Origin of the sequence: Nostoc sp. EspVER01, assembly GCF_034530635.1 — a bacterium.
GTDB lineage: Bacteria > Cyanobacteriota > Cyanobacteriia > Cyanobacteriales > Nostocaceae > Nostoc.
In genome coordinates, this window is the sequence record NZ_JAVRCS010000017.1 from 63,656 (window position 1) to 90,036 (window position 26,381).

Consider the following 26,381-nt stretch of genomic DNA (forward strand, 5'->3'; position numbering starts at 1 on the left):
GGGGGGAGACAGAAAAATACGATTCCAGTAAATTGGATCGTTCGATTGTTTATTTTCTGGAAGTCCCTTACCAGGGATTGCCGACGATCGTGAAACCGCTCCAATAGTAGGGATGAGCAAATTCTTTGTCTCCTATTTGTCCTAACTCTGGCGGTAAAGGAAAACTCTTACTCGCTGTTACCAACCGACCCTTCTCTAGTCGCACCTGACCCTTGAGCATTGCTACCTGTGCTTGCCGCAGAGCCTCGGCTTTAATCGGAGTTTCTTTCAATTTCTCGTAGAAACTTGTCATTAGTCCCATTGTGCTTTCATCGTTGACAGACCATAGACTGCCCATCGCTGATTTCACTCCTGCTAACACCGCCAAGCCTGCAAATCCCAACTCCGCTTCTGGGTTCCCTAATGCTGTACGACAGGCACTCAAAACCAATAGTTCCACTGGTGGCTGACTTAACTTCAACTGCCGCAATTGGCTAATTAGTAATTTGCTATACCAAAACTCAATATAGGATTTATTGATATTACCAGGCTGAAAGTTGGCATGGGTAGAGAAATGGACAATACCAAACGTCTGTAAAGCGCGGGCTTGTTTGAGCTTTTCCACGGTGAAGTTTTCGTTGAGGAAAGATTTGCCAGTCCACAATTGACTGACGATTAAAGACAACTCTAGTGACGCTGCTGGTAAGGGTTTTTGATCGGGGAAGCGATCAGCTCCCATTGCTAAGACTTGCTGATTTCTCACATCCGCATAGCGAGTATCAGTAAGTGATAGGCTGGGCATGAGACCAACGCTGTATCTTTCCACAATAAACCCTTGCCCGTCATGGAGGGCGGCGATCGGTAGGGAGCGTAAACCCGTGTCCATCAAAAAGCTAAGATTCGTGATTTTTTGAGCTTGTAAATCCTTCTCTAAAGGTTCAAGCAGCCACTTATAAAGCTTTTGAGCCAAAGGCAGATAAGGGGGGGAGCGTTGAATATTAGTGATAGCTCCTTGGAATTCTTGAGCGTTTTTGAGGACTTGCTCTCGTGTCGCTCCCTTAATCTGCCGTCTGATTGGTGTTCCAGAAGCAGTGACCATCACTAGTTCGAGCTGGTAGTTATCTTGAGCTTGTTGCGTAGTGGGTTGTACTTGCTGTCGGCGCTGCTCCAAACTTTGAGAATGGAACTCCCAAATAGGTTGCGGTTGCTTGGCAGTCTCGTCTTGTTGAGATTTGGAGTCTTGCTCGGTTTGGGGTTGAAACAAGACATAAATCAGGGCAGGTTTAATGCCAGTGGCTTGTTCAATTCGGCGCAATATAGCCTGGGCTTCTTTTAGGGTTTTGATGCGGACATTGCTGATACCCAAATGATTCTCAAAGGTCTTGGTGAAGACTTCCTCCAGTTCTGGCATGTTAGTGTCAGTTGCTTGTGTGGAGGCGAAGGTTACTTCAGGTTGCTGGGTAAGAGCAAAGGGATTGGTGAGATCGACGGGATTAAAATTAATAAGTGGAGGAGGGATAATAGAGATTTTCCCGCCAACGATCGCACCAGCTGTACCATTTACCGAGGCATTACCAATCTGAAACGGATTTAAGCTGCCTCCTCCATGCCGGATCGTGATGTCTCCCCCACCGTTACCGCCAAGGCTGGAAATGCTAGCCAGACTGCTGTTGCTGTCGGTGAAGGTGTCTGTGACTCGGAAAAATTGTCTAGCGGTGATATCTATGTCACCACCTCTACCGTTTTTCCCACCTTGGGCGTTAATCTGGGTAGCTTGAATGTCACGGCTGGAGTCAAGGGTGACATTGCCACCTTTGCCGAAACTACTGCCAGAATCAATTGCGCCAGTGGTAATATTGGTGGCAGCTTTGGCGATGATGGCACCACCGTTAACTCCTGAACTGTTCAGGTTGCCCGTAGAAATGGCATCGCCGCTTTCGAGAGCGATCGCTCCCCCATTCCCAGTTGTAGAACTAGTGTTGAGAGTTCCCGCACTGGTATTGATATTGCCATTGGTACTGATTATTCTAATCTCTCGACCTTGATTTACCACATCGCCAGTGGTAATGTTTTGGTTGGCTTGTAGGTTAAGGGTGGCATTGTCAGCTCCAGTGAGTTGAAATCCACTAGTGTTAATGGAACCTAAGCCAAAGGGCGATCGCAAAGTAACCGGATCATTGAAAGTCACATCACCAGCTAGGGTAATTGCACCACTGCTGTTATCTCGCCCGATAAATATTTGAGAAAAGCCATTTTGCCAGGTGTTTAATTTACTGGCATTTAGATTTAAACGGGCATCGTTAATGTTGCCACCCAAGGTAATGTCTAAGCTAGGAGTACGAGGCTGCAACTGAAGGATACCAGTACCTTTGATTTGGGTGGAGCCAAGGAAGTTCATTTCATCAGCAGTGAGGGCGATCATACCACTACCTGTTCCAGTGGGGTTAATGGAACTGTTCTTAATGCTAATTCCTTCTGTACTGTTACTACTAGCGCCTTCTAAGCTTATATTTCCTGTTCCCGTCGATTCCACCTCTGCGCCGTCTTCAAGGAAAATGCCGAAGTTACGATTTCCCCCTCCATTACCGCCAGTACCCATGAGGCTGATATTTCCATTGGCTGAACGGACTTTGGAATTGCGACCGATATATATTCCCTCACTAATATCAGTCCCGACTCCGGCAATCCCCTCTAGAGTAATTGTCCCCGTTTTAGTCGCGGCGATCGTGCTACTGTTTACTTCAATGCCGTCGTTGTCCCTACCTCCCCTGGCGTTACTAGTACCTTGGAGTGTAATCCTCCCAGTTCCATTAGAGTTGACCAGGCTATTGTTAAGCTGAATCCCGTTGTTGTTGTTTCCATTCCCGTAGCCTATGCCAGTTAAGCTGATATCTCCATTTACGGCCATGATGCTGCTATTATTCAGCAAAATGCCTTTCTGCTCGCTAGCATCAGCATTGTTTCCCTGACCTTTAATCGAAATATTGCCAGTACCAGAATTGAGAGTAGCTCCATTAAGGCTGACTCCAATGGGATTCGCTGCTGTTCCTTGTGCCGGCTCATTTAAAGGGTTACTACTACCGCCCAGAATTATATTGCCTCCATTAGAATCGATCGCAGCACCGTTTTTGAGGGCGATCGCTCCTCCATTGATACCGTCTCGATCTGCATTGAGGGTGACATCCAACTTCCCCGCGCCACTGGCTGTTAGCTTGGCATTTGAGTTGATAAAAATACTGTTATTAGCTTCTAGCGTTAGATTTGTATTGCCAGTACCCGTTGTGCCGATGTTGGCATTGATGTTGATATTGCGATCGGCAGCTAATTTTAAGTCAGAACCACTGCTCCATGAGATCGGATTGCTGACTGTAATATCTCCTTTACCAGCCAAACCCGATGTTGTCGAAACGGTAACATTACTCAAAGCTAGTTGATTTTGTAGCGTAGTCGAGTTGAGATTAGAAGAGGTTGTGGTGGTGTCAGCAAATATTCCACTACCAAAGGTCATACTGGCGGTATCCATCGCGCTGCTGATGTTAATATCAGTCGGATCTAGCAGGAGCGTGCCGACTTCCCCCCCAGGCGAACGCAAATCAACTAAGCCTTGAAATAAGAGCAATCCTTTGCTAGATACTTCTACTAACCCGCCATTCCCACTGTTAAGCCCCCCGATGGCGTCGATCTTACCAAAGAACTGAGTGTTATTATCTGACCAAACGATCGCCCGACCGCCATCACCGTTTAGCAGTGCGTTAGCATTAATTACCGAATCACTACTAACAAACGTCTGTAAGGCATTGGGCAAGATACCTTGACCTTTGTAATCTCCCCCAATCCGAACGATGCCGCCACCAGTTGTACCAGAGGCATTAATGTTAGCACCAATCAATCCGACGCGATCGCCCAAGACGTTTACTGTACCACCTGTCTGCATAACTCCTGTATTGGAAACATCTAGGGTTCCAGAAGCGATCGTAGTTCCTGCGGCAGTTGGGATAGTTGTACCAGATCGTGTTAACTGTACTGTGCCCGCATCTAAATTCGCGATCGCACCAAGATTTAGTCCCTTAGCCCCTTGGGTTAACAGGGTTGGCAAATCCAGAGGGTTAATTGCTAGCTGTTGCTCTGTTGTATTTCTTGGCAGTTCTAGCTCTAAACTCAGCAGGTTTCCTGCTTGAGAGATCCGAATCAGGTTTGTCCCCGGTACTGCTGCAAGAGTGATATTGCCGCCAGGTGCGCTCAATGTCGCCGTATTGATAATACTCCCACCGATTAAAGCCAGATTGTGTTTTTCTAAAACTGACAAACTACCAGCATTGATAATAGTCCCAGGATTGGCGAAATCAAAGGCAAACCCAGAGGGATTGCCATTTAAATTTGAGTAATCATTTTTACCGACTGCATTAAACCAAAGGCGATTGTCAAAGCCAATTGCTGTAGCAGTCGTTACCGTAAAGTCAGCCGGAAGGTTAATTTGGGCATTCGGCCCAAAGATGACTCCAGCTGGATTCATGATGAATAAGTTGGAATTTCCTCCAGTTACCTGAATCAATCCATTGATGGTTGAAGGATCTCCGCCGACAACTCGTGTGAGAATGTTGTGAATATCGGGATTTGAGAGAAAATTGGCAATCTGCTCCTGATTGAGTCCAAATTTCTCCAAGCTGTGAAATAGGTTCGCCCGATCGCCAGAAAGCTGACCCCCTTGGATATCAATGCGATTTCCCTCTTGAGTCACAACTGTCCCTGTCCCATCATTAGCTGGAACGATGGATTGTCCAAGTACGGGTTTGGCAGCAATGCTCCCTAACCAAAAGCATAGGGTAAGCACAATCGGCAATGCAGCATCCTGACTTTTAAACACCAGTTGCTTCTGCTGGCAAAGACGCTGTAAGAAGAAGTGCGCAACTGCCTTGCCAATGTACTGCCTTGCCAACCTATTATTTCCTTTTGACTGTTGATTTTTTCTGTTCACTGCCAATTCCCCAAGCTTAAAGTTGATAATTCACTTGGAAATCAAAGCCATCATCTTGAGCGTTATTGCTATGTGCGATCGCCATAATTCTAGTGGTGCGCTACACAAACTTTGCCTCGTAGCGAGCAGAGGGGAAAGAACACTTGCGAACTATCTTCTTTTTGTTCAAAGTCCAAACAGTAGATATCTCTAAAATAGTATCATTCTGTTATAGAAGAAGATTATATAGCAATCCTATTTAATTCGTGAAAAATTATAAATAAGAAAACGAACCGCAAAGTACGCTTTCGCGCGGCGTCTCGTCAGAGAAGGGCGCAAAGGGAAGAAAGAAGAAAGAGATATATAACTTTCACAAATGATTTAGGACTGCTATAGAGTTTTTTTACACAGAAATATGAGCGGCATACTGAATTATATTGAAGACAATCCTAAAAAACAAAGCCTTTGATTAGTTTGGAGTATGAACAATTACAACAATTAATCTTAAATGCACAGTGATTGTATCATGAAAAACAAGCTTTATTAGAATTTAAAAAAGTGAAAATTATTGTTATGCGAGGAGGTCGTAAATCAAAACTATCTATTAAAGAACAAATCATTTTAAGAGGCTCGACCTTAACCTCTCACGAATACATACTGCGTCGTCTTGTAATCTAAAGATTTACTTGATAAATGGTCTCTAGGCAGAAATATAGAAGACTATTTAACCAATAATAGATTTCTAGCTCGAAAGTGACGATCACGTTTTAGGAACAGTTGATGCGGCGATGCTCTCAGTCGTTGTTTCAACTATTTAAGCACTCAATGGCCCACATATTAACATTGTATTTGAGTAAATTATAATGCAGATAAATTCTTCCACTTTGAATGTAAATAGAATACTGTCTCCTGACGAACGCGTGTTTGAAATTGCAAATCAGCTTGGGGGCGCATTAACTAACGTTGTCATTAACCGTATTAGAGGACCCTTGAGTGCAGCCATTGTCAGACAGGCAATTGACTTGACCCAACGTCGCCACCCACGTCTAAATTGTCGGATCGTTGGTTCTACCGATTCCCCACGCTTTGAAGAGGGAGGCGTGACGATCCCGTTGCAACTGGTACATAGCGAAGATGATAATCAATGGCAAAATATTGTTTTGCAAGAACTAAATCAAAAAATTGAAAGCGACAAATATCTCATACGTGCTGTATTGGTTCAGCCTGTTGGCGAACCAAAGGAATCAACAGTCAGCTTTTTGATTGTCACCTTACATCATGGCGTTGCAGATGGCACATTCTGCATCCGACTGCAAGCAGATATCTTGACGTACTGTCAAAAGATAGCAGCGGGACAATCTGTTGAAACAGTGGCGCGTTTGCCTGTGCTGCCTGCATTGCCAAAGCTTTTCCCTGCCTCAATGCAAGGATACGGTGGTGTGGTAAATACGATTGATTGTCTGTTGCGGCTTGTCAGCCAATATGTCGCCCATCGTCCCGAAACTTTAGGTTTTGAGCAGTATCAAACACCGGAATTACGTCGTGCTAACGTGGTTTATCGCCAGCTTGATGAAACTTTCACCCAACGGTTCAATGAAGTTTACAGAAAGGAGAAAGCGAGCGAACAGAGTGCTTTGTGTGCTGCCATGATGCTTGCAGCCGCGAATAAAATAACAGGTGGAAAAAAGCGAGATATCTGTTTGAGTTGTCAGTCATTTGCAGACCTGCGTCGCCGCATCCAACCAGTAATTAGTGATGAGCAGATGGGGTCTTTAGCTTCATCCACTTTGACATTTCACACCTTAAAACCAAGTATGTCCTTTTGGGATTTAGCACGCGATGTGAAACAACAAATCGCTACGAATATCCAGCGCAACGACCTATTTAGTATGATGCTAGCATCTGGACTGGCAGTGGCAACGAAGGGGATGCTCCTAAATCAAGTACTGGCTACTGTTGGAGTCACTAAGCTTGGTTTAGTTAACATTTCTCATCACTATGGCGTATTTGAACTCGAAGAAATTAATGCTGTAGCTTCAGCATCAGTGTTTCCAGGTGTTTTTGTGGTTGAGGCATTAAGGTTTCAGAAAAATATGTTTTTGAATTTTCTATTTTCTGAGCCTTCACTCAGTCCAGAAACGATCGCGGCACTTGCAGACGATGCTATTGCCTACCTAGTTGATGCTTGTGCAGATTAGAGTTTCTACCAACGTAAATTTGTTTTTTTGGTAGTGACTAGTTGAGTTTCTCAGGAAGCAGCATCATATTCATCAACTACAAGTAAGCTTTGGTCAAGTCCAGTTTTTTTGAGTGTTTCCAATACCATTTCTTGCGGAGCAACTATGTAAATATTTGCATTAGCATCTATTGTTTGTTTAGCAAAAATGAGTACCCGCAGACCCGCACTGGCCATATATTCTAAGTCTTGCATCAACAACACGAGGTGTTTTGGATTCTCAACTGCTGCTTTCTCTACCTCTGTCTTGAAAACGGGTGCAGTCATTGCATCTAATTCTCCAGACAAAGTGATTTTAGCAACATCATTGCCGATCTCTAGTGTGACGCTCAAAGCCATAACTTTTTCCTCTATGCTGATTTATTTGAACCTATTCGTAAGATTTTAATGTCGGAGATAATTTATCAATAAGCAATTATACTTAAAATGTTGCTGAAAATTGGCATTGGAAACATAATTTTTGAACAGGTGATACTTACTTTGGGCTATGCCTACGCATAAGGGACTTCCATCAAAAAAGCTCCCATCGCTGTGTAGGCAGAGGGGCAGGGAACTCTTAACAGTCTATACTTTGACGACGCATTCAGGAGCTTGTTGGCAGATAGGCACTTGAATTATGAAATTAGTAAATCACCCCCAGTCAACCCGCTAGTACAGTTAAACAAACCGTAGTCCGAATTATTGGTTCTCTGTGGGTACTGATTGCCAAGCAAGACGATGTTTCCAGTGCGATGTAAAATTAACTTGAACTACTTGGTTAAAGTCCTCCAAAGCTGCTGAAAAAGTTTTCTCTTTTAGCTTTGCTGCACCTTGGTTGTTCAACTGTTTAGGGAATTGTGGATTCCATACATATTTTTGACAAGTTTTGTGGGCAATTTCTACATCACTGCCATTTTCAGGATTTTGAAAGACGGGATGGTAATGTAACCTGTTGCAGCAAACTTGCAACCATTCTTGCCACCCACATTGCCACAAGCGGACTGTTCCATCAAGACTACCACTGACAATCAATTTACCATCAGGGCTAAAAGCTGCGGAATTTACCCAATACTCATGTCCGCGCCAAGGTTGACCAATGGGGTTGCCTTTCATATCCCATAAGCGCACTGTCAAATCATTGCTGGCACTGACAATCCACTGACCATCAGGACTAAAGGCGACAGAGTTGACTTCTTTTTCATGCCCGTGCCAAGGTTGACCAATGGGGTTGCCGTGAATATCCCACAAGCGTACTGTCAAATCATTGCTGGCACTGATAATCCACTGACCATCAGGGCTAAAGGCGACAGAGTTGACTTCTTTTTCATGTCCGTGCCAAGGTTGACCAATGGGGTTGCCGTGAATATCCCACAAGCGCACTGTCGAATCATTGCTAGCACTGATAATCCACTGACCATCAGGACTAAAGGCGACAGAGTTGACTTCTTTTTCATGCCCGTGCCAAGGTTGACCAATGGGGTTGCCTTTCATATCCCATAAGCGCACTGTCGAATCATTGCTAGCACTGACAATCCACTGACCATCAGGACTAAAGGCGACAGAATTAACTTCTTTTTCATGTCCGTGCCAAGGTTGACCAATGGGGTTGCCTTTCATATCCCATAAGCGCACTGTCGAATCATTGCTAGCACTGACAATCCACTGACCATCAGGACTAAAGGCGACAGAATTAACTTCTTTTTCATGTCCGTGCCAAGGTTGACCAATGGGGTTGCCTTTCATATCCCATAAGCGCACTGTCGAATCATTGCTAGCACTGACAATCAACTGACCATCAGGGCTAAAGGCGACAGAATTGACCCAATTCTCATATTTGCGCTGCGATCGCCCGATAACCCGATCTTGTAGTATTTGATCTAGCTCCCATAAACGCACAGTGCGATCGCCACCACTGATAATCAACTTGCCATCGGGGCTAAAGGCTAGAGAATTAACCTGTCCTTCATGTCCCCGCCAAGGTTGAGTCATGGGGTTGCCATTGATATTCCACAAGCGGATTGTGCGATCGCTGCTACCACTAATAATAAACTTGCCATCAGGGCTAAACGCTACAGAATTTACATGTCCTTCATGCCCGTGCCAAGGTTCACCGATGGGATTACCTTGGATGTCCCACAACCGCACTGTACAATCACTGCTACCACTGACAATCAACTTGCGATCGGGGCTAAAGGCGACGCAAATAATTTTCGCCTCATGTTTGTGCCAGGGTTGAGTAATGGCGTTACCTTGTAAATCCCACAAACACACCGTTCCGTCAAAACCAACACTGATAATGCGATTGCCATTTGGGCTAAAGGCGACGGAAATAACTCCTTCCTTATGTCCGCGCCAAGGTTGAGTAATGGCGTTACCTTGTAAATCCCACAAACACACTGTTCCGTCAAAACCAACACTGATAATATGCTCGCTATTTGGGCTAAAGGCGACAGAAATAACTCCTTCCTCATGTCCCTGCCACGGTTGATTAATGAGATTACCTTCTAGATCCCATAAACACAAAATTCCGTCAATACTGCCACTAACAAGAAACTTGCCATCACGACTAAAGGCTAGACAATTCACCTCTTGCTCGTGTCCCAACAAAAATTTAGCAGTAGGATTGCCCATGATATTCCACAAGCACACCGTAGAATCGCTACTGCCACTAGCAATAAACTTGCCATCAGGACTAAAGGCTACACAATTAACCTCTTGCTCGTGTTCGCGTAAGCTATTCGTCTCTGTCGGTGTGTTCATTGCTTGCTTTAAGCTTCCCAAAACAGGAGCTAGAAGCTGGTTTGAGTATTTTTCTAGATTCTCACCCATTGTTTGAATTGCCAGCACCAAACCTTCTAGCGGTTGAACAGGAAGTAAATTCAAAACCCTGGCGGATTGCTCGCGCAGTTTTAATTCAGTCAGTGCAAGGTGTAACTTTTGAATCTCTTGTTCCTTTTCTCTCAAATGGCGATCGTGCCATCCAAGACTAGGATTAATAAATTGATTAGCTTGTTCGCTTAAATAACCAAACGTTTGCTCTTTTAGTTCTTGATAAGTCTTTGTCTTCAAAACCCCGTTTGCAATATCTTCTCTTTCCCACAATACATTCAGGGTGTATGCCAGAAGTGGTAAATAATCATTTTGTTGGTGAAAATCATGAATAATTTGCTCAATTAGACCTTGCTCAAAGGTAACGCCATATCTAGCAGCAGGTTCAGCGATCGCTAACTTTAATTCTCCATCGCTCATTCTAGTGAGTATACGACTATAGCGATCGTGGATCTTCGCAAGTTGGGGATATTCACTAAATTTATCCAAAAAATCAGACCGCATTGTTAAAACAATTTTGACAGAGCTATCCTGCTGCTGGAACAGTTGAAAGAGACTAGCAAAAAATTTATCACGTTCCGGCTTTTGAGTTTTCGTAAACAGTTCTTCAAATTGGTCAATAAAAATCAGAATGCACTGATAATCTTGTTTGAGGAATGTGACAATTTTAATTAGGGTATTTTCTCTTATTTCTTTAGCAATATCCGCTAGTGGCGATTTTTTGCCATAAGTAGAAGCAAGACACTGATAAAGAGATTTAAAAGGATTTTCATCTGGGTGAAAACTTATATTAATTAATGATTTTTTATAAAATCCCAAACAAGGAATTAAACCTGCCCGAATCAATGATGATTTGCCACTCTCTGATGCTCCTAAAAGCAAGATTACACTATCTTTTTTTAAGCGATCGCCTAGATTAGCAATCCACTTCTCCCGACCAAAAAATTTATCTTTATCTTTAATTTCAAAAGTTTTTAATCCTAAGTAAGGAGAGTCTGTTTTAAGTGGACGACAATGAATTTCCTCAAAATTACTGTCAGAAAAAAAGTCGTATTCAGAAATACCTTGGACATTACATCCAATATTTATATCGCCTTGAGAACTGTTAACCATCTTATCTCCTTACCTTTGGACATCTCTGGCTAAATCTTTACCTCAGTTATAGTTCCTCGGCTAATCTTTGTAAGTAACTCAACAAAATTAATTAGCGAAGAAATGCAGAAGGCAGGTGGTCACTGAGCGTAGTCGAAGTGAGGCAGGAGGAAGAAAATACAATTCTTGCTCTCTGCCAAAAGGGTCTAAAGTCCCTAAATTCGGTTTTAAATACCTTTATTCCGGGAAATTACTTAAACAAACTTTAAAAATATGTAGTAACTTTATCCTAAAACGCCGGAAATGACAAACGGGATGGAACTTTTTGATAACCTACACCTTGCTATGTTTAGCGGCAAAGGTGGAGTCGGAAAAACGACAATCTCCTGCACCTTTGCATGTCGTTGGGCGCAGAAATTTGCCAATGAGCAAATTCTTTTAATCTCAACCGATCCGGCTCACTCTCTTGGAGATGTCTTACAAGTTAGCGTTGATGACATTCCTCGTCCCATAGCAGAACTACCCAATCTACGAGTAAGGGCGTTGGATGCAAAGCGTCTGCTACAAGACTTTAAAGAACGTTATGGTCAGGTGTTAGAACTGTTAGTGGAGCGGGGTAGTTTTGTTGAAGGAGAAGACTTGCTGCCAGTTTGGGATTTAAATTGGCCTGGACTGGACGAGTTGATGGGCTTGTTAGAAATCCAACGCCTTTTTCAGGAGCAGCAGGTAGATCGAGTAGTAGTAGATATGGCTCCTAGCGGTCATACTCTCAACTTGTTTGGATTGATGGATTTTTTAGACACTTTCCTTCATTCTCTGGAACTGTTTCAAGAAAAGCATCGGTATATTAGCAAGACCTTTGCTGGGAGTTACACACCCGATCGCGCTGACGAATTTTTGCAAACCCTGAAAGCTGAACTATTGCAAGGTCGCCGTCTCCTTCAAGATCCTAAGCATACAGCTTGTTTGTTAGTTGCGATCGCCGAACCAATGAGTTGGTTGGAGTCAAAACGATTCCTAGAAGCCTTACAAACCATGCAGGTTCCTTGCGGAGGATTGTTTGTTAACCAAGTCCTTGCCAGTGCGACTGACCGCGATCGTTATCAAGAACAACAACCGCTTATCAGCCAGTATACGGATCTTGCTAACGAAAAGCCGATGTTTATTGTGCCACAGCAAGATGAGGAGCCTTTGGGAATTGTAGCCCTCTGCCATCTCATCAACCAAATCCATATTCCTCAGCTGGAACCGCTATCTCTTTTCGATCTACTCCCAATTCAATGGCCTGAAACAATTCCTCCTAGCTTTGGAGATTTTCTCACCCAAGGTCGCCGCCTGTTACTAATTGGCGGTAAAGGTGGAGTAGGCAAGACCACAGTAGCAGCTGCCATTGGTTGGGCGATGGCTCAACAACATCCCGATCGCAAAATTCGCATGGTTTCCATCGATCCTGCTCATTCCTTGGGTGATGCCTTTGGTCTGAGTTTAGGACACGAACCATATCAAATAACAGCCAATCTTCGAGGTCAGGAAGTAGATAGCGATCGTATTGTCGATCAATTCAGAGCTGATTACCTATGGGAACTGGCCGAAATGATGAGTGGCGAAACCCAAACAAGCGAAACTATTGAAATGGCTTATGCTCCTGCTGCTTGGCGCAAAATTGTCGGTCAAGCTTTACCAGGGATTGATGAAATGCTTTCTCTGTTAACAGTAATGGAATTGCTAGAGCAACAAGAAGAAGACTTGATTATTTTAGACACTGCTCCTACAGGTCATCTTCTACGTTTTCTAGAAATGCCAAATGCACTAGCAGACTGGCTAGCTTGGATTTTCAAACTCTGGATCAAGTATCAGAATGTCCTTGGTCGTACAGAGTTTATGGGGCGTTTACGAACTTTGCGACAGCGCGTAGTCAAAGCCCAAAAAGTGCTAAAAGACCCACAGCAAGCAGAGTTCATTGGGGTTACGCTTAACCAGGCTAGTGTACTTGCCGAACAACAACGCCTGTTCAAATCTATGCAAGAAATAGGTGTGAGCCAGAATTACCTTGTTCTAAACCGCTTTACTTCTACAGCAACCATTACCATTAATTGCGATTTTCCAGGTTTGACAATGGTTCGCTTACCAATGCTTCCTCGCTCAGTTCAGCCTTTAGAACGCATCCAAGCAGCAGCCGGCTGTTTATTTTAACAGCTAATTAAACTAAATACTTTCATACCCAAAGAGAAATTTATTATGCACCGCACTCCAAAACGTGGACAAATTCAAGCCAAACTTAGCACCATGCCTCCTCAACGTTCGCAAGCAACAGTTTACTTAAATGCTTACAAAATAATGCTTGAAAAAGAGCGTTTAGAGGAGGAACTAAAGAAACTCGAAGCACGCCAATCTCAGATTCAGCAGCGTCTTGCTATTTTAAACAGTCAAATAATTGCTGAAGAGGACATTACCCATCAGCAAGCAAAGACTGACTTGGAGGACAAGACACCAAAATTCAAAACCTTAACATTGGAATACTAGTAAGTCGGTACAAATAAAGTTATACCAATTCAATTAATGATTGCAACACATCCTTGGGTGAAGACGCGATGAATCGCGTCTCTACAAATGGTCTATTTGTCGCATTCTTTTTTTAAACTGGTATTAACTAGTAAGGGTCATCATTAGTTAATAGTCTCTAATCCGAATAGCACTAAGTTAACGGCAAACCCATTATCTATAACGCTTTTGGGTGTTGGGTGTAGCGAGGAAGAGATTTATTTGTGTCGGTACTCATATTTACTTTTCTTGATTTTTCCTTACACCCCACACCCTAACCCCATCTTGCCAAAATAGTACTTTAATTTAGACTGATAGACCATCTTTAAAGTTAGTCTCGTTTTTTACTAATTCAAAAAATTCTGAGATTTCTTGAGGCGAGCGTAGGTGGTAGACATTTTTAGTGCTTTGAGCTTGCGCGACATATTCACGATATCTTGGAGTCAAATATTTGTGGCATAACCAAAGCACGCGGTAACTATTGAGGGAACTCTTCAATATTGGGCTGTCTTGAGGCCAGCCGTCTGGCGGTTTTAAGTAACCTGTGATGAATCGTTTAGTTACCCACCATCCATGCAGATATAGTGGTAGATCCACATAAACTAGAGTATCTGCCTCGTTCAGTCGTAGCCAAAGAGTTTCCATGCAACCAAACCCGTCAATAATCCATCGGTCAGTTGATAAGATTTGCTGATGAGTGCGCTTATAGTCTTCCTGGGGAACCTCTACACCTCCTGATTGATATTTAATTTTATCCAGGACGTGAAGTGGTAAACCAGTGATTTGGGATAATCTTTTGCTCAAAGTTGATTTACCGCCTCCAGCATTGCCAAACACCGCTACTTTTTTCATCATTACTCTCCTTTTGTTGCAATTAACTCACCTCTAATTAGAAATGATAAGTTCTTCCATACCCTACTACGATTATCATTTTCATTAATAGCTTTGCTATCGTAGTAACAGAAGTACGATCGCTCTTATGAATATTATGGAACGGCTAGTTATATAGAGTGGTAGTGTAGGTTAATCTACAATGCTTGCTCGAATATCTTTTAAAGTCATCATTAGTGTTAATGGTTCTATTGGTGATGCTTGAAAACCACGTTTTAAATAAAATTTTTGGGCTTCTTCATCTTTAGCGTGAACCAAAATACATCTAACACCAGCTATTTGAGATACTGATAAAATGCGTTTAATAGCATCTTTTAATAAACCAGACCCTATACCTTGTCCTTCCCATTTGGTATCTACAGCTAGCCTACCAATAAGCATACACGGTATAGAGTCTGGTGCATTCCGTTTAGCTTTGCTAACAGCTGCTAAATGAGTTACAGAAGCCGTTGCTAAACAGTAATAGCCTATTACTTTATTTTCAACTGTTACTACAAATGTTCTGGCTGCATCTCCCTCACTTTTCAAAGCTCTCTCCTTCAGCCAGCTATTCAAGGCTTCTGATTTAGATTCAAACTCTGATACATCATGGTCTTTAGTAACAGGCTGAGGAGCATTAATCATTTTCGTTTGGTTTGTCATCAATCCCAAGGCGATTTAGTAGTTAAGAGTTTACGAATTTCTTCATTCGCTTTAGGTGGTGATTCCAAAATAGCCATGAATTCTTGATATTTTTCCTCATCTAATGCAAAGAAGGTTTTGTCACAAATGACTTTTTCAGCTTCTCTACAGGCTACCTCTAACATAAAGTCAGAACGGCTTTTACCAAGAATCGAAGCCGCATTGTCAATTAAATCCCGTTGTTGTTCTTGAACTCTAATATTAATTACTTGGTTACGACCAAGATTATCCATTTTAGAACGGGCAACCATTAGGTATCTTCCATGTATATGTGTCATATAAGCATTACCGAAGTAAGGTTGCAACCTTACTTCGGTAATGCTTAATATCTAATATAGTATATTGTATATACAACGTCATCACATTTTATGTGTCAGTGAAAATGTCGGGAAATGACTCTTTTACTGGCGTTGCTAAATCTAGAGATGAAATTGTACGTATTGAAATTTAAAACTCCTTATCTAAGCTGTCGCGCCTACAAGTTGCTTCATAATCTTTTAGGTAAAACCTGTAAACCCTCTCCTCTGCCCCTCTGCCCCTCTGCTCCCCTGCTGTCTCAATATGCAAATTAAAAACACAACAGCTTATCTGCGTCTGGAGCGCTTCTGCGTGAGAAAAATCATCCCGCATTTATGCAACGCCCTATTCCCTATCCTCTGTTTCCTGCTTTTCTGCTTCCAGAATCGCTAATAAAAGAGCTTCTTCCTGAATTTCAAACTCTTCTTCAGAAAGTTCTCCCATATCAAAAGCAAGTTGGAGTGTAAGAAGTTGCTTGCTGAGATTTTCTTTATCATCAATTTCAGTATTGGCTTGTTCTAAAATTTTTTCCCCAAGCCACGTTACCCCCATTAATGGGCCAGTAATCGGTAATAGTAAGAAGCGCAGAACCATATTAATTTACACTTGTGTAGATTTGTTACAGCTGTCTCACAAGACCGTAATCTTGCTGATGACATTATATAAAACATTACTTAGTCTTATGTTGATGCCAAAATGGGTTGGATTTGAGTTCAGTTAAGGCTTCTTGACATCTGTATTTTATATTTCCGATGTGCAAAAAATTACTTTTACATAAAATTATTACTTACGAGGTACTTAGAGCTTGACAACAGTATTAAATGCATCTCCCCAACGATTTGTCAATACCCCTGCTATTCAACGCATCGCTCAACGTGCTTTGCGCTATCTGCAGTCGGGTTTTTCAGTACATTTACGTGGTGCGGCCGGAGTCGGAAAAACTACTCTGGCAATGCATCTAGCTGATTTGCTCAACCAGCCGATCATCCTCTTATTTGGAGATGATGAGTTTAAAACCTCAGACTTGATTGGTAATCAATTAGGTTATACCCGCAAAAAGGTTGTTGATAACTTCATCCACAGCGTTGTGAAAGTTGAAGATGAACTTCGACAACACTGGGTTGATGCCCGATTAACCCTAGCTTGTAAAGAAGGATTTACGCTGGTTTACGACGAATTCAATCGATCGCACCCGGAGGTAAATAACGTTTTACTCTCGGTACTTGAGGAGAGGTTGTTGGTATTGCCAACAAACCAACAGCGAGCCGAGTATATCCGGGTTCATCCTAAGTTTCGGGCAATTTTAACATCAAATCCTCAAGAGTATTGTGGAGTTCATGCAACTCAGGATGCTTTGATGGATCGTGTTATTACCATCGATATGCCTACACCTGATGAACTGAGTCAGCAGGAAATTGTAGTTCATAAAACAGGCATAGATTCTGAGAAAGCAGAAGTAATTGTCCGCTTAGTACGGATGTTTTGGAGTCGATCTGGTTCTGGACAGGGCGGTGGATTACGTTCCTGTCTGATGATTGCCAAAATCTGCCACGAACACGAAATTTCCGTAAACCCTGGAGATCCTAGCTTCCAAGATATTTGTGCCGATATCCTGCTTTCTCGCACGAATCAACCTCTTATGGAAGCAACTCGCCTACTGGAAGAGGTTTTAAGTGAATTCTATCATCGTATAAATACTCAATCTCAGCCAACTGAGACAATACCAGACAGCCAAAATCAGATTGTATTGGAACAACGAGTACCTTACGAGCATGAGGTCTACAACTACCTGTGCAATTCTCCAGGAAGGCGTTTCTCTGAATTGGCAGTAGAGTTAGGGATCGATCGCAGTCAAATTGTGGCTGCACTCAAGTCTCTCAGAGAACAGGGAGTATTAGTACAAATGCAGGGCAATGCCGAGTCGCCTAACATCTCACAAACAGTTGCTTTTGATTCTGGTCATTTAATAAACAAATGAGTACTAATACTAACCGGGGAGCTATCACCACATCAACTCAGGGTTCTACTTTGGCAGATATTCTCGAACGGGTTCTGGATAAAGGCATTGTGATAGCAGGAGATATTTCTATTTCCGTAGGCTCCACAGAACTGCTCAACATCCGAATTCGTTTGTTGATTTCTTCTGTTGATAAAGCCAAAGAAATTGGAATTAACTGGTGGGAGAGCGACCCCTATCTTAATAGTCAAACTCGCACCTTATTAGCAACTAATCAACAACTTCAAGAGCGTCTTGTCAGTCTAGAAACAGAACTGCGATCGCTCAAAGCACTCAATCCTATTAATCATCAGAATGCAGGCGATTAGCAAATCAAAAGGTTCCGATTCCGGTTTAGCGCCGTTGTTACTAACGGTTGTTGAACTGATACGCCAACTCATGGAAGCTCAGGTGATTCGGCGAATGGATGCTGGCACTCTCAACGACTCTGAGCTAGATCGGGCTGCCGAAAGCCTGCAACAGCTTGAACAACAGGTTGTTAAGCTTTGCGAGATATTTGATGTTGACCCAGCCGATCTAAATATTAACTTGGGTGAAATGGGAAATTTACTTCCCCAATCTGGAGGATACTACCCCGGTGAAACCTCTAGTCAACCCTCTATTCTAGAACTCCTCGATCGCCTATTAAATACGGGTGTTGTGGTTGAAGGTGATTTGGACTTAGGACTGGCTCAGTTAAGCTTAGTTCATGCCAAGTTAAGATTAGTACTCACTTCTAAACCCCTATAACTTTTTTATCTAAATTCTTTTTGGTAAGACATTTTTATGAGTTATGGCTTTTACATTTATGGAATTTTGACCTTGCCTGCTCCACAAAATTTAAATTTAGAGGGCTTAGATCGGCAACCCGTACAAATTAAAATTTTGGATGATTTTGCAGTAATCTATTCGGAAGCACAGCAAGAGCGTTATTTGGCTAGCCGTCGTAACCTGCTAAGTCATGAAAAAGTCCTTGAGGAGATCATGCAAGGAGGCGATGTCTACGACGGGCTACGCCAACGCAATTTACTGCCCGTGCAATTTGGACTTTTGGTTTCAAGCTGGGAAACGGTTTCAAAGCAATTAATTCGTCCTCATCAAGAAGAATTGACGCAATTGCTTGCGAAGTTATCGGGTTGCCGAGAAGTTAGTGTCAAAGTTTTTTGGGATACCGAGGCAGAAATTCAGGGACTATTGGCAGAACACCCAAATCTCAAAACCGAAAGGGATAAGCTAGTGGGCCAACCCCTGAGTATGGAGCGGGTAATCCAAATAGGGCAAACCATCGAACAGGGAATGAGCGATCGCAAGCAAAGCATCATAGATGTATTTAAAAGCACGCTCAACTCCATTGCGATCGAAGTGGTGGAAAATACTCCCCAAATGGACACAATGATCTACAATTCAGCCTACCTAATTCCTTGGGAAGCAGAATCACAATTTAGCGAACACGTTGAAGCACTCGATCGTCAATTTGAAAACCGTTTGCGAATTCGTTACAACAATTTCACTGCCCCGTATAACTTTGCTCGTCTTCGATTAAGTACAACGGCGTAAATATTTGTAGTTGGGATGATGCAGGAGGGAAGAGGATTTTAGTCTAGTTTATCTTCTTTGCCAAATCATAGTTTTTTTTTAACGCAAAGGTACGCGGAGGTTAGCGCAAAGGTACGCAGAGATTTTCTCAAGTTAATTCGCTATGTTCAAAAATATTTAGGGGCATTTCATAGAGAATTGGTATGAACAGCAATAAAAATTGAAACTGTTGAATTTTTTAGAAATTAAATTTTTCTCTCCCTTTTATTTAAGTAAAATCAATGGACGACATATTTAAAGGATTTGAACACCTATTAGAAATTGCCAAAGCTTTAGAAGAAAAAGTAGAGAAAGGGGAGTTAAAAACTTCTATTCAAATTCGATCTCATAATCTCAGTAGTATTCCCCGGCAAGGCAATATTCCGAGAACAAGGAGTTCCAGCCGAGTCAGATCCAATTCCACCGATGCAGCTACACCAATGGATGATGCTGATGTCACCCCCCCATCAGCTCGAACGAACTCAAAAACTTCTTGGCAAGATGTCGGGGGCTTGGCTGATGTTCTCCAAGAAATCAGAGAGTTAGTTGAAATTCCACTTAAACGTCCAGATTTATTGGTGAAATTAGGGTTAGAGCCTCCGCGTGGGGTTTTACTCGTTGGCCCGCCCGGTACGGGAAAAACTTTAACAGCCCGTGTTTTGGCAGAAGAGTTAGAGTTAAACTACATTGCCATCAATGGCCCAGAGGTGATGAGCAAGTATTACGGCGAAGCAGAAGCTCGTTTGCGAAGTATTTTTGAGAAAGCAACTCGTTCTGCTCCTTGCTTGATATTTATTGACGAAATTGACAGCCTTGCCCCAGATCGCAGCCAAGTAGAAGGTGAAGTTGAAAAAAGACTAGTGGCGCAGTTGCTTGGGTTAATGGATGGGTTTGCCAAAACCGAGGGCGTAATTGTATTAGCGGCAACAAATCGTCCCGATTATCTCGATCCGGCGCTTCGTCGTCCGGGGCGCTTCGATCGCGAAGTTCAGTTTCGGGTTCCCGATCGCAATGGACGATTGGAAATTCTCACGATTTTAACAAGTGCCATGCCCTTGGAGACTGCGATTGATTTAGGAGCGATCGCCGATTTGGCTGTCGGTTTTGTCGGTGCTGATATCAAAGCTCTTTGTCAGAAAGCAGCCTACATTGCCCTGCGTCGTCAAGTCCCCTCGCTCAACAGTGCCATTCCTGAGAACATGACTATCATCCAGCAGGATTTTCTGGAAGCAATTAAGGAGATAAAACCCTCAGTTCTCAGGGATGTAGCAATTGAAGTACCGAGTGTCAGTTGGGATGACATTGGTGGTTTGGATAATGTTAAACAAAAACTTCAAGAATCTGTTGAAGGCGCACTCCTTTATCCCGAACTATACGAGCAAACCAAAGCCAAGCCTCCTCGTGGAATTCTGTTGTGGGGGCCGCCGGGAACGGGAAAAACATTACTTGCAAAAGCGATCGCATCTCAGGCTAGAGCCAACTTTATTGCTGTGAATGGCCCGGAATTACTCAGTCGATGGGTAGGTGCAGCAGAACAGGCAGTCAGAGAACTCTTTCGCAAAGCTCGGCAAGCAGCGCCTTGCGTTGTGTTTATAGATGAAATTGATACCCTAGCACCAGCACGAGGACGATTCACTGGTGATTCTGGAGTTAGCGATCGTGTCGTCGGGCAACTGCTCACCGAACTAGATGGGTTGCATGAATGCCCGAAAGTATTGTTAGTAGGAGCAACCAATCGTCCAGAAGCGATCGATCCTGCCTTGCTCAGAGCCGGAAGATTGGACTTACAAATCAAAATCGATCTACCAGAACGAGCCAGTCGATTAGCTATTTTACAAGTTCACAATCTAGATCGTCCCTTGGTTGATGTCGATTTAGAAACCTGGGCAACAGTTACCGAGGGTTGGAATGGTGCAGACTTGGCTTTATTGAGCAATCAAGCTGCTTTAAGCGCAATTCGTCGATACCGCGCCCAAGGATTGACTGACTCCAGCTTGATTCAGATTACAAATGATGATTTCCAAGTTACATATCAGATGCTTGCTAATCAGCACTATGAGGGCTTATAGATCCCCGACTTCTAGATCCCCGACTTCTTGAAGAAGTCGGGGATCTAAACACCCGCACTTGAAAAAACGCAGAGGTTCAGTATTTATACAGTCTTAATGTACTTAATAAGTATCCCAAATTTATGTCAATATACGCCTATGCTCTTTTAGTCCCCACCGCATCACCACTTGTTCTACCTTTAGGGATGGAAAGGAATATTGAACTAGTTTACTCTTCTGGTTTAGGTGCGATCGTAGAGTCGGAAATCTCACTGGAGGCAATACAGGCAACGGATGAGCGTTTACTTCAAGCTGTATTAAACCACGATCGCGTGATTCGAGAACTTTTTCAACAAACTCCCCTTCTTCCCCTACGCTTTGGGAGGGGTTTTACCTCGCAAGAAAAACTGCTAAATCATCTAGAAAAGCACCAAGAGCAATATCTAGAAGCCCTAACTCAGCTAGCAGACAAAGTTGAGTACACTTTAAAAATGACACCCTGTAATTTGGTTGACGATTCTGAAACTATTGATGCTAAGGGAAAAGCCTATTTATTGGCTAAAAAACAACGCTACCAAACACAGCAAGCATTTCAAACACAACAATGCCAACAGTGGGAACTCTTGAGCCAGTTAATTCTCAAAACATATACAAATGTTATCTGTGAAACTCGACAGTCAGATGTGCGGCAAATCCACTTTTTGGCACAGCGTAACGATTCAACGCTCAGTACGCAGCAGTTTTCACTCTGGCAGGTACAATGCTCACACTGGCAATTGGCACTGAGCGAACCTCTGCCACCCTATCATTTTCTAGAAAATACTCTCATATAAATTCATAAAAAATAATATTTAAAACTTTCCCAGAAAAAATAAAGATGAGATAATTTTTTCTTTATTTTTTTTATTTTCTTATATTTATCTTATATTTTTGGGAACACTAAACCCAGGAAGAATAAAACACATTGTGTAAGTTTTACCTACTGCTCAATCAGAGCAGGATGAAATCAATAATTAGAGTTGTGAGAGTAAAAGAAAATGGCTGTTGAAAAAGTTAACTCATCTTCAAGTCTGGCTGAAGTTATTGACCGCATTTTGGACAAAGGAATTGTAGTTGATGCTTGGGTACGTGTTTCTTTAGTTGGTATTGAACTGCTATCAATAGAAGCTCGGATTGTGATTGCTTCAGTTGAAACTTACTTAAGATATGCCGAGGCAGTTGGTTTAACATCTCAGGCTGCTGTTCCATCTGCTGCTTAACACCACATTAGAAAAAGCGAGTCTTTATGGCTTCTAAGCTGATGCGCGTCTAAAGTATATAAACACTCTTGATGGTCGTTGACTGATGATTGTTGACAGTTAACTCTTAACGGTTAACAATCATTAGTTAAATGTACAAATTAAATGCGTAACAGCCTATTTAATATAGGACTCATATTTGATTTTTGAACAAAACTCAGTACACCTTTATTCCTTCTTTCCAGTAAAGAGTCTCTTACCTTTACGAGTGATTCAGAAATTAAATCTGATTGCTATATTTCTAGTTAACAAAATAGGAGATATCATCTGATGGCTCTCAAGAATTTATGGGAACAAGAGCGATCGCAGCGATTGCAAATAACTGCTGAACGCCGTCAACAAGTTAAGCAGTGGAAACAGCTAACTCAACAAGAATTTCAGCTGCAAGCAGATGTGCTTCATCAAGAATTGAGCAGTTTTGTTACCACGCTTGACAACAACAGAAAGTTACAACAGCAGCAATTTCAGCAAGAGATCGTCGAGCGGCAATTGGAAATATTGCAAATAAAAACAGATGTCTCGCAACGCCAGCAAGAATACCGCCAACAGCGTTCAGCAAAGGCTCAGGCATTATTCCAAAACTTGCAAAATTTCCGAGAAATCTTACATAACAGTGTTTGGGGCGATTACAGTCAAGAACAAGCAGTTTCCCCCCCTCCTGCTAAAGAAGAGAAATTAGTTGCAACAGTTCCAAAATGGTCAATCTCCCGTTCTGCAATTAAAGGCGCTGGTTTTCGTCCTTCCGCCAATACGATGACTAAGAAAGTGCCTGCCTTGAATGCGGATACTGTTAAATCTAAAGTGCAGCAATACATTCAGCAAGCTGAAGGAGCTACTCTGATAGAAATTGAAGAAGTGATAGGCTTAAGCCGGGTGCAAACGATAGATATCCTGCGCTCCTTGATTAAGCAAGGGGTACTAGAACAACGCGATCGCCAATACTTTATTCGGCAACAAGCAATTTCTTGACAAACTTACATTCAAGCTGATTTTTTGTATTTGCAGACTACCTAGCGATCGCTTGTATCTGTCGCCTTAAGCAGCAGAGTACACAACCGATAAGCATTAAAGCTGGTCTATGCTTTGTAGTATTCAACATTTCCATCTTTTTCCGGTCTGTATTGACAAGCAATTTGCTCAGTAGCAGTAGATGTAATATGGCAAAAAGTTAACCTATTAATAATTAGAAAAAGAGCTTAAATCTTTGTTCAAGTTTCCGGCTTTTAACTTTAAAAATATCCAGATTAAAAAGGGATATAACAAGTTCGTGTAGCTCAATCAAGGTTTTAAACTGTGCTATTGGCAATTGCACGATGAAGTTAGTAAGCTGGATTGTTTGAGGAATTCTAATGTAAATGCAAAACTCAAGATATATAAGGAGGTGCGATCCATTGTGAATCAATTGATCAACCAACTTCAAACTAAATTATTTACAGGTAGGCTGAATCTTGAAGCAAGAGATGGGCCGACTTGGACGCTATATTTTCGTTTAGGACGATTAATTTGGCAGGCTGGCGGTTCTAATGCCGATGAGCGATGGCGACGACACTTGTTGCGGTACTGTTCTAATCTGGATGTGACACAGTTGGAGCAGCTTGTCTCTCCCCAGGAAAATTATCGCGAGTATTCCATTCTTGTTAAGTTGCGAGAACAAAAATTAATCGAACAACAACAACTCGTTAGCCTGATTACAAGCTCAATAGCTGAAGTTCTGTTTGATATAATGCAGTACATTGAAGCCAAAAGAAATGGCGACAATCCAGCAGGGCAGTTGTCACATACTACCGTTGTTGGTGAAGTTCCTGGGGTTCTTTTAGCTGTAATACCAACTGAGGAAGTCTTGAAAAAGGCTACACAAGCCTGGCAAGAATGGCGAGATGCAGGACTGGCAACCTACTCGCCCAATTTATTTCCGATCATTCAAAAAATTGAGCTACTTCAAGGACAAGCATCCTCCAAACAGATTATTGCTCTAGTTGATGGCACAAAAACTTTACGAGGTCTAGGGCAAAAAAGCGGTCGGGATGTCTTAGCTTTGACTCGGTTATTGATGACATTGGTAAAAACAGGGGCGATCGCTTTTTCACCCACCCCAAAACTCAGGCAGGTTGGGATTACTAAAGAAACTGGCAACCCCTCCAGTGCAGTTAATAATTCCAATTCTTCACTAAAGGCAGAAGAGGACACTGTTTTACAAGTTGCACCCAATTTCAACAAAGTTGCTCCCCCAGCGACTAGTAAAGAAATTGTCAGCCCATCCAGTGCAGTTAATAATTTCAATTCTTCACTGAAGAAAGAAGAGAACACTGTTATACAAGTTGCTCCCCCAGCAGCCGGAAACAAAAATCAACCCACAATCAAAGTCGAAGAAAAGACTATTTTACAAGTTGCCCCCCCAGCAGCTAGTAAAGCAATTATTGATGTCTCAAGACCTTTAGTTGCCTGTGTGGATGATAGTCCGATGATCTGTCGCAGTTTGGAGGAAATTCTCACCCATCAAGGTTATCGTTTTGTTGGCATTCAAGATTCCTTGACGGCAGTTTTAAACCTAATTAAAAGCAAGCCAGACTTCATTTTTTTGGATCTTTTGATGCCAAAAGTAAATGGCTATGAAATTTGTTCTCAAATCCGTAAAACTCCAAGTCTCAAAAATGTGCCGGTTGTTATCTTAACGGGCAAAGATGGAATAGTAGATCGGATGCGAGCAAAATTAGTAGGGGCAACTGACTTTATGGGTAAACCTGTAGAAGCAGACAAAGTACTCAATGTGCTTCACAAGTATTTAAGCGTTTAGGTTGAAGCGACAGTCATGCCAGTAGCTTCCCTACATCCATTTTCAAAACAGATTTTGGATTGTAAATTGCTTTCTATATCTGGCTTGGTGTTAATTCATTTGTCGCAATAATTTGTCAAATTCTAAATTAAATAGTTAGGAAAAAATGAAAAAAGTTCTTTTAGTTGAAGATAGCCTCACAGAATCCGAAAAGATGACACGTTACCTAGAGCAAGGAGGATATTCAGTTTATGAAGTTCGCAGTGGTGAAGAGGCTCAACTCAGGTTGAAACAACAAAAACCCGACTTGATCTTACTGGATTTGATTTTGCCAGGTCAAAGTGGATTTGAGTTCTGCCGCAAGTTGAAAGCCGATCCGACAACAAAAGGAATCCCGGTAGTGATTTGCTCAACTAAAAATACAGATGTTGATAGAACTTGGGGCAATATGAGTGGTGCCGATGGCTATTTAGTCAAACCTGTAGATGAAAATACCTTGCTCCAGACTGTTAATAAATTTATTCGCTAAAGGAAACTAGGGCAATGGTACAGGGCAATGATAGCTTTTCTTCGTTACCCATAAATAGCCAATTTCGACTTGAAAACTCTCCTCAAGGAAACAACCAGAGGTTTTTAAGATTTCCGTTGAATGGAAAGGTAAATGGGTTACTCCCATTAGCTGATTTGCGGGGAGTAATTCAGGTTGCACTCACTGAGATTTTGCCAGTACCGCAAGTAGCAGAATTCTTGTTAGGCATAATGAATTGGCGGGGAGAAGCGATCTGGATTCTTGATTTAGCAGCTTTGTTGGGAGCAACACACTGGTGTCGGCGAGAAGGTGTGCGAAACTCTGGCATGGCGATGCTTGTTCAAGTCCAGAATCAAACCGTCGGGCTGTTGGTGGAGCAAGTCAATACCATTGAAGTTCACGATCCCCAAGAGCGGTTAGAGATTTCGACATCAATGTTACCTGGCCGACTAGGCTCATTTTTACAGGGTTACTTTGTGGATTCTCAAGGTAGCCCTTTGATGTTACTTGACACCCAGATTGTGATTCAAGCCCTTCAGCCTCTTTAACACTAGACCTCTTGCAAAAATAGTTTTGCACTCTTGGGGGAAAGGGTAAAGGTAAAAGGGCAAGGGTTTTTTCTTATCCCTTTACCCTTTACCCTTTCCCCCTTACCCTTTTCCCTACTTCTGCAAGAAGTTTAC

Annotated in this window: 21 protein-coding genes; 14 read left to right on the forward strand and 7 right to left on the reverse strand. The window is 42.4% G+C overall.

What is annotated here, in order from left to right:
* Nucleotides 1-67 precede the first annotated feature (67 nt).
* Nucleotides 68-4,954, reverse strand: a complete 4,887-nt coding sequence (locus RMX69_RS16305; RefSeq protein WP_322638056.1) for a CHAT domain-containing protein — start codon at nucleotides 4,952-4,954, stop codon at nucleotides 68-70.
* A gap of 842 nt (nucleotides 4,955-5,796) precedes the next feature.
* Between RMX69_RS16305 and RMX69_RS16310 the strand changes: the two genes are divergently transcribed.
* Nucleotides 5,797-7,131: a phthiocerol/phthiodiolone dimycocerosyl transferase family protein gene (locus RMX69_RS16310; RefSeq protein ID WP_322638057.1), complete on the forward strand. Its 1,335-nt coding sequence runs from the start codon at nucleotides 5,797-5,799 to the stop codon at nucleotides 7,129-7,131.
* 50 nt (nucleotides 7,132-7,181) lie between these two features.
* Here RMX69_RS16310 and RMX69_RS16315 read toward each other — a convergent pair whose 3' ends face one another.
* Together RMX69_RS16315 and RMX69_RS16320 are read right to left on the reverse strand one after the other, a co-directional pair.
* Complete coding sequence (locus tag RMX69_RS16315) at nucleotides 7,182-7,508, reverse strand: anti-sigma factor antagonist (protein ID WP_322638058.1); 327 nt, start codon at nucleotides 7,506-7,508, stop codon at nucleotides 7,182-7,184.
* Between the two features lie 339 nt (nucleotides 7,509-7,847).
* A complete protein-coding gene (locus RMX69_RS16320; protein ID WP_416211623.1) occupies nucleotides 7,848-11,090 on the reverse strand; it encodes an eIF2A-related protein in 3,243 nt (1,080 codons plus the stop codon).
* A 294-nt stretch (nucleotides 11,091-11,384) separates the two neighbouring features.
* Between RMX69_RS16320 and RMX69_RS16325 the strand changes: the two genes are divergently transcribed.
* A complete protein-coding gene (locus tag RMX69_RS16325; protein WP_322638059.1) occupies nucleotides 11,385-13,262 on the forward strand; it encodes an ArsA family ATPase in 1,878 nt (625 codons plus the stop codon).
* Between the two features lie 45 nt (nucleotides 13,263-13,307).
* Nucleotides 13,308-13,592, forward strand: a complete 285-nt coding sequence (locus RMX69_RS16330; RefSeq protein WP_289796047.1) for a hypothetical protein — start codon at nucleotides 13,308-13,310, stop codon at nucleotides 13,590-13,592.
* A 324-nt stretch (nucleotides 13,593-13,916) separates the two neighbouring features.
* Here RMX69_RS16330 and RMX69_RS16335 read toward each other — a convergent pair whose 3' ends face one another.
* The 4 genes from RMX69_RS16335 to RMX69_RS16350 all read right to left on the reverse strand — a co-directional run bounded on the left by RMX69_RS16335 (nucleotide 13,917) and on the right by RMX69_RS16350 (nucleotide 16,073).
* On the reverse strand, nucleotides 13,917-14,465 hold the full coding sequence (locus tag RMX69_RS16335) for an adenylate kinase (protein WP_289796048.1): 549 nt from the start codon (nucleotides 14,463-14,465) through the stop codon (nucleotides 13,917-13,919).
* Between the two features lie 168 nt (nucleotides 14,466-14,633).
* Complete coding sequence (locus RMX69_RS16340) at nucleotides 14,634-15,143, reverse strand: GNAT family N-acetyltransferase (protein WP_289796049.1); 510 nt, start codon at nucleotides 15,141-15,143, stop codon at nucleotides 14,634-14,636.
* Entirely contained in the window at nucleotides 15,143-15,433 is a 291-nt protein-coding gene (locus RMX69_RS16345) for a DUF1778 domain-containing protein (protein ID WP_322638061.1), read from the reverse strand. The genes RMX69_RS16340 and RMX69_RS16345 overlap by 1 nt, the downstream gene beginning before the upstream one ends.
* 391 nt (nucleotides 15,434-15,824) lie before the next feature.
* Nucleotides 15,825-16,073, reverse strand: coding sequence for a gas vesicle protein GvpG (locus RMX69_RS16350; protein WP_289796051.1), 249 nt, complete (start codon nucleotides 16,071-16,073; stop codon nucleotides 15,825-15,827).
* A gap of 211 nt (nucleotides 16,074-16,284) precedes the next feature.
* Here RMX69_RS16350 and gvpN point away from each other — a divergent pair, with 211 nt between their 5' ends.
* From gvpN to RMX69_RS16405, 11 genes are all read left to right on the forward strand, one after another.
* Complete coding sequence (gene gvpN, locus RMX69_RS16355; protein WP_322638062.1) at nucleotides 16,285-17,457, forward strand: gas vesicle protein GvpN; 1,173 nt, start codon at nucleotides 16,285-16,287, stop codon at nucleotides 17,455-17,457.
* Complete coding sequence (locus RMX69_RS16360; RefSeq protein ID WP_322638063.1) at nucleotides 17,454-17,804, forward strand: gas vesicle protein; 351 nt, start codon at nucleotides 17,454-17,456, stop codon at nucleotides 17,802-17,804. Before gvpN ends, RMX69_RS16360 begins: the two co-directional genes overlap by 4 nt.
* Nucleotides 17,791-18,225, forward strand: a complete 435-nt coding sequence (locus RMX69_RS16365) for a gas vesicle protein K (protein WP_194144283.1) — start codon at nucleotides 17,791-17,793, stop codon at nucleotides 18,223-18,225. The genes RMX69_RS16360 and RMX69_RS16365 overlap by 14 nt, the downstream gene beginning before the upstream one ends.
* Nucleotides 18,226-18,261: 36 nt before the next feature.
* On the forward strand, nucleotides 18,262-19,032 hold the full coding sequence (locus RMX69_RS16370; RefSeq protein WP_322638064.1) for a GvpL/GvpF family gas vesicle protein: 771 nt from the start codon (nucleotides 18,262-18,264) through the stop codon (nucleotides 19,030-19,032).
* Between the two features lie 260 nt (nucleotides 19,033-19,292).
* Nucleotides 19,293-21,119 carry an AAA family ATPase gene (locus RMX69_RS16375; RefSeq protein WP_322638065.1) on the forward strand — a complete coding sequence of 609 codons (1,827 nt, stop codon included), beginning with the start codon at nucleotides 19,293-19,295 and terminating at the stop codon, nucleotides 21,117-21,119.
* A gap of 122 nt (nucleotides 21,120-21,241) precedes the next feature.
* Nucleotides 21,242-21,931 carry a GvpL/GvpF family gas vesicle protein gene (locus tag RMX69_RS16380; RefSeq protein WP_289796057.1) on the forward strand — a complete coding sequence of 230 codons (690 nt, stop codon included), beginning with the start codon at nucleotides 21,242-21,244 and terminating at the stop codon, nucleotides 21,929-21,931.
* Between the two features lie 204 nt (nucleotides 21,932-22,135).
* On the forward strand, nucleotides 22,136-22,357 hold the full coding sequence (gene gvpA, locus RMX69_RS16385) for a gas vesicle structural protein GvpA (RefSeq protein ID WP_163931998.1): 222 nt from the start codon (nucleotides 22,136-22,138) through the stop codon (nucleotides 22,355-22,357).
* Nucleotides 22,358-22,666: 309 nt separating this feature from the next.
* The gene (locus RMX69_RS16390) at nucleotides 22,667-23,365 is read left to right on the forward strand and encodes a gas vesicle protein GvpC (protein WP_289796058.1); all 699 of its coding nucleotides are present in this window, start codon (nucleotides 22,667-22,669) and stop codon (nucleotides 23,363-23,365) included.
* Between the two features lie 424 nt (nucleotides 23,366-23,789).
* Nucleotides 23,790-25,190, forward strand: coding sequence for a response regulator (locus RMX69_RS16395; RefSeq protein WP_322638066.1), 1,401 nt, complete (start codon nucleotides 23,790-23,792; stop codon nucleotides 25,188-25,190).
* Nucleotides 25,191-25,335: 145 nt separating this feature from the next.
* Nucleotides 25,336-25,698: a response regulator transcription factor gene (locus tag RMX69_RS16400; protein WP_069071669.1), complete on the forward strand. Its 363-nt coding sequence runs from the start codon at nucleotides 25,336-25,338 to the stop codon at nucleotides 25,696-25,698.
* Between the two features lie 14 nt (nucleotides 25,699-25,712).
* On the forward strand, nucleotides 25,713-26,246 hold the full coding sequence (locus tag RMX69_RS16405) for a chemotaxis protein CheW (RefSeq protein WP_069071668.1): 534 nt from the start codon (nucleotides 25,713-25,715) through the stop codon (nucleotides 26,244-26,246).
* The last annotated feature ends 135 nt before the right edge of the window (nucleotides 26,247-26,381 follow it).

Excerpts from the sequence above, each read along its gene's own strand:
- RMX69_RS16345 (WP_322638061.1), bottom strand. The coding sequence starts at position 15,433 with ATGGTTGCCCGTTCTAAAATGGATAATCTTGGTCGTAACCAAGTAATT.
- RMX69_RS16375 (WP_322638065.1), top strand. The coding sequence starts at position 19,293 with ATGGACGACATATTTAAAGGATTTGAACACCTATTAGAAATTGCCAAA.
- RMX69_RS16325 (WP_322638059.1), top strand. The coding sequence starts at position 11,385 with ATGGAACTTTTTGATAACCTACACCTTGCTATGTTTAGCGGCAAAGGT.
- RMX69_RS16335 (WP_289796048.1), bottom strand. The coding sequence starts at position 14,465 with ATGATGAAAAAAGTAGCGGTGTTTGGCAATGCTGGAGGCGGTAAATCA.
- RMX69_RS16315 (WP_322638058.1), bottom strand. The coding sequence starts at position 7,508 with ATGGCTTTGAGCGTCACACTAGAGATCGGCAATGATGTTGCTAAAATC.
- RMX69_RS16340 (WP_289796049.1), bottom strand. The coding sequence starts at position 15,143 with ATGACAAACCAAACGAAAATGATTAATGCTCCTCAGCCTGTTACTAAA.
- gvpA (WP_163931998.1), top strand. The coding sequence starts at position 22,136 with ATGGCTGTTGAAAAAGTTAACTCATCTTCAAGTCTGGCTGAAGTTATT.
- RMX69_RS16365 (WP_194144283.1), top strand. The coding sequence starts at position 17,791 with ATGCAGGCGATTAGCAAATCAAAAGGTTCCGATTCCGGTTTAGCGCCG.
- RMX69_RS16350 (WP_289796051.1), bottom strand. The coding sequence starts at position 16,073 with ATGGTTCTGCGCTTCTTACTATTACCGATTACTGGCCCATTAATGGGG.
- RMX69_RS16330 (WP_289796047.1), top strand. The coding sequence starts at position 13,308 with ATGCACCGCACTCCAAAACGTGGACAAATTCAAGCCAAACTTAGCACC.
- RMX69_RS16380 (WP_289796057.1), top strand. The coding sequence starts at position 21,242 with ATGTCAATATACGCCTATGCTCTTTTAGTCCCCACCGCATCACCACTT.
- RMX69_RS16310 (WP_322638057.1), top strand. The coding sequence starts at position 5,797 with ATGCAGATAAATTCTTCCACTTTGAATGTAAATAGAATACTGTCTCCT.
- RMX69_RS16320 (WP_416211623.1), bottom strand. The coding sequence starts at position 11,090 with ATGGTTAACAGTTCTCAAGGCGATATAAATATTGGATGTAATGTCCAA.
- RMX69_RS16370 (WP_322638064.1), top strand. The coding sequence starts at position 18,262 with ATGAGTTATGGCTTTTACATTTATGGAATTTTGACCTTGCCTGCTCCA.
- RMX69_RS16405 (WP_069071668.1), top strand. The coding sequence starts at position 25,713 with ATGGTACAGGGCAATGATAGCTTTTCTTCGTTACCCATAAATAGCCAA.
- RMX69_RS16390 (WP_289796058.1), top strand. The coding sequence starts at position 22,667 with ATGGCTCTCAAGAATTTATGGGAACAAGAGCGATCGCAGCGATTGCAA.
- RMX69_RS16400 (WP_069071669.1), top strand. The coding sequence starts at position 25,336 with ATGAAAAAAGTTCTTTTAGTTGAAGATAGCCTCACAGAATCCGAAAAG.
- RMX69_RS16360 (WP_322638063.1), top strand. The coding sequence starts at position 17,454 with ATGAGTACTAATACTAACCGGGGAGCTATCACCACATCAACTCAGGGT.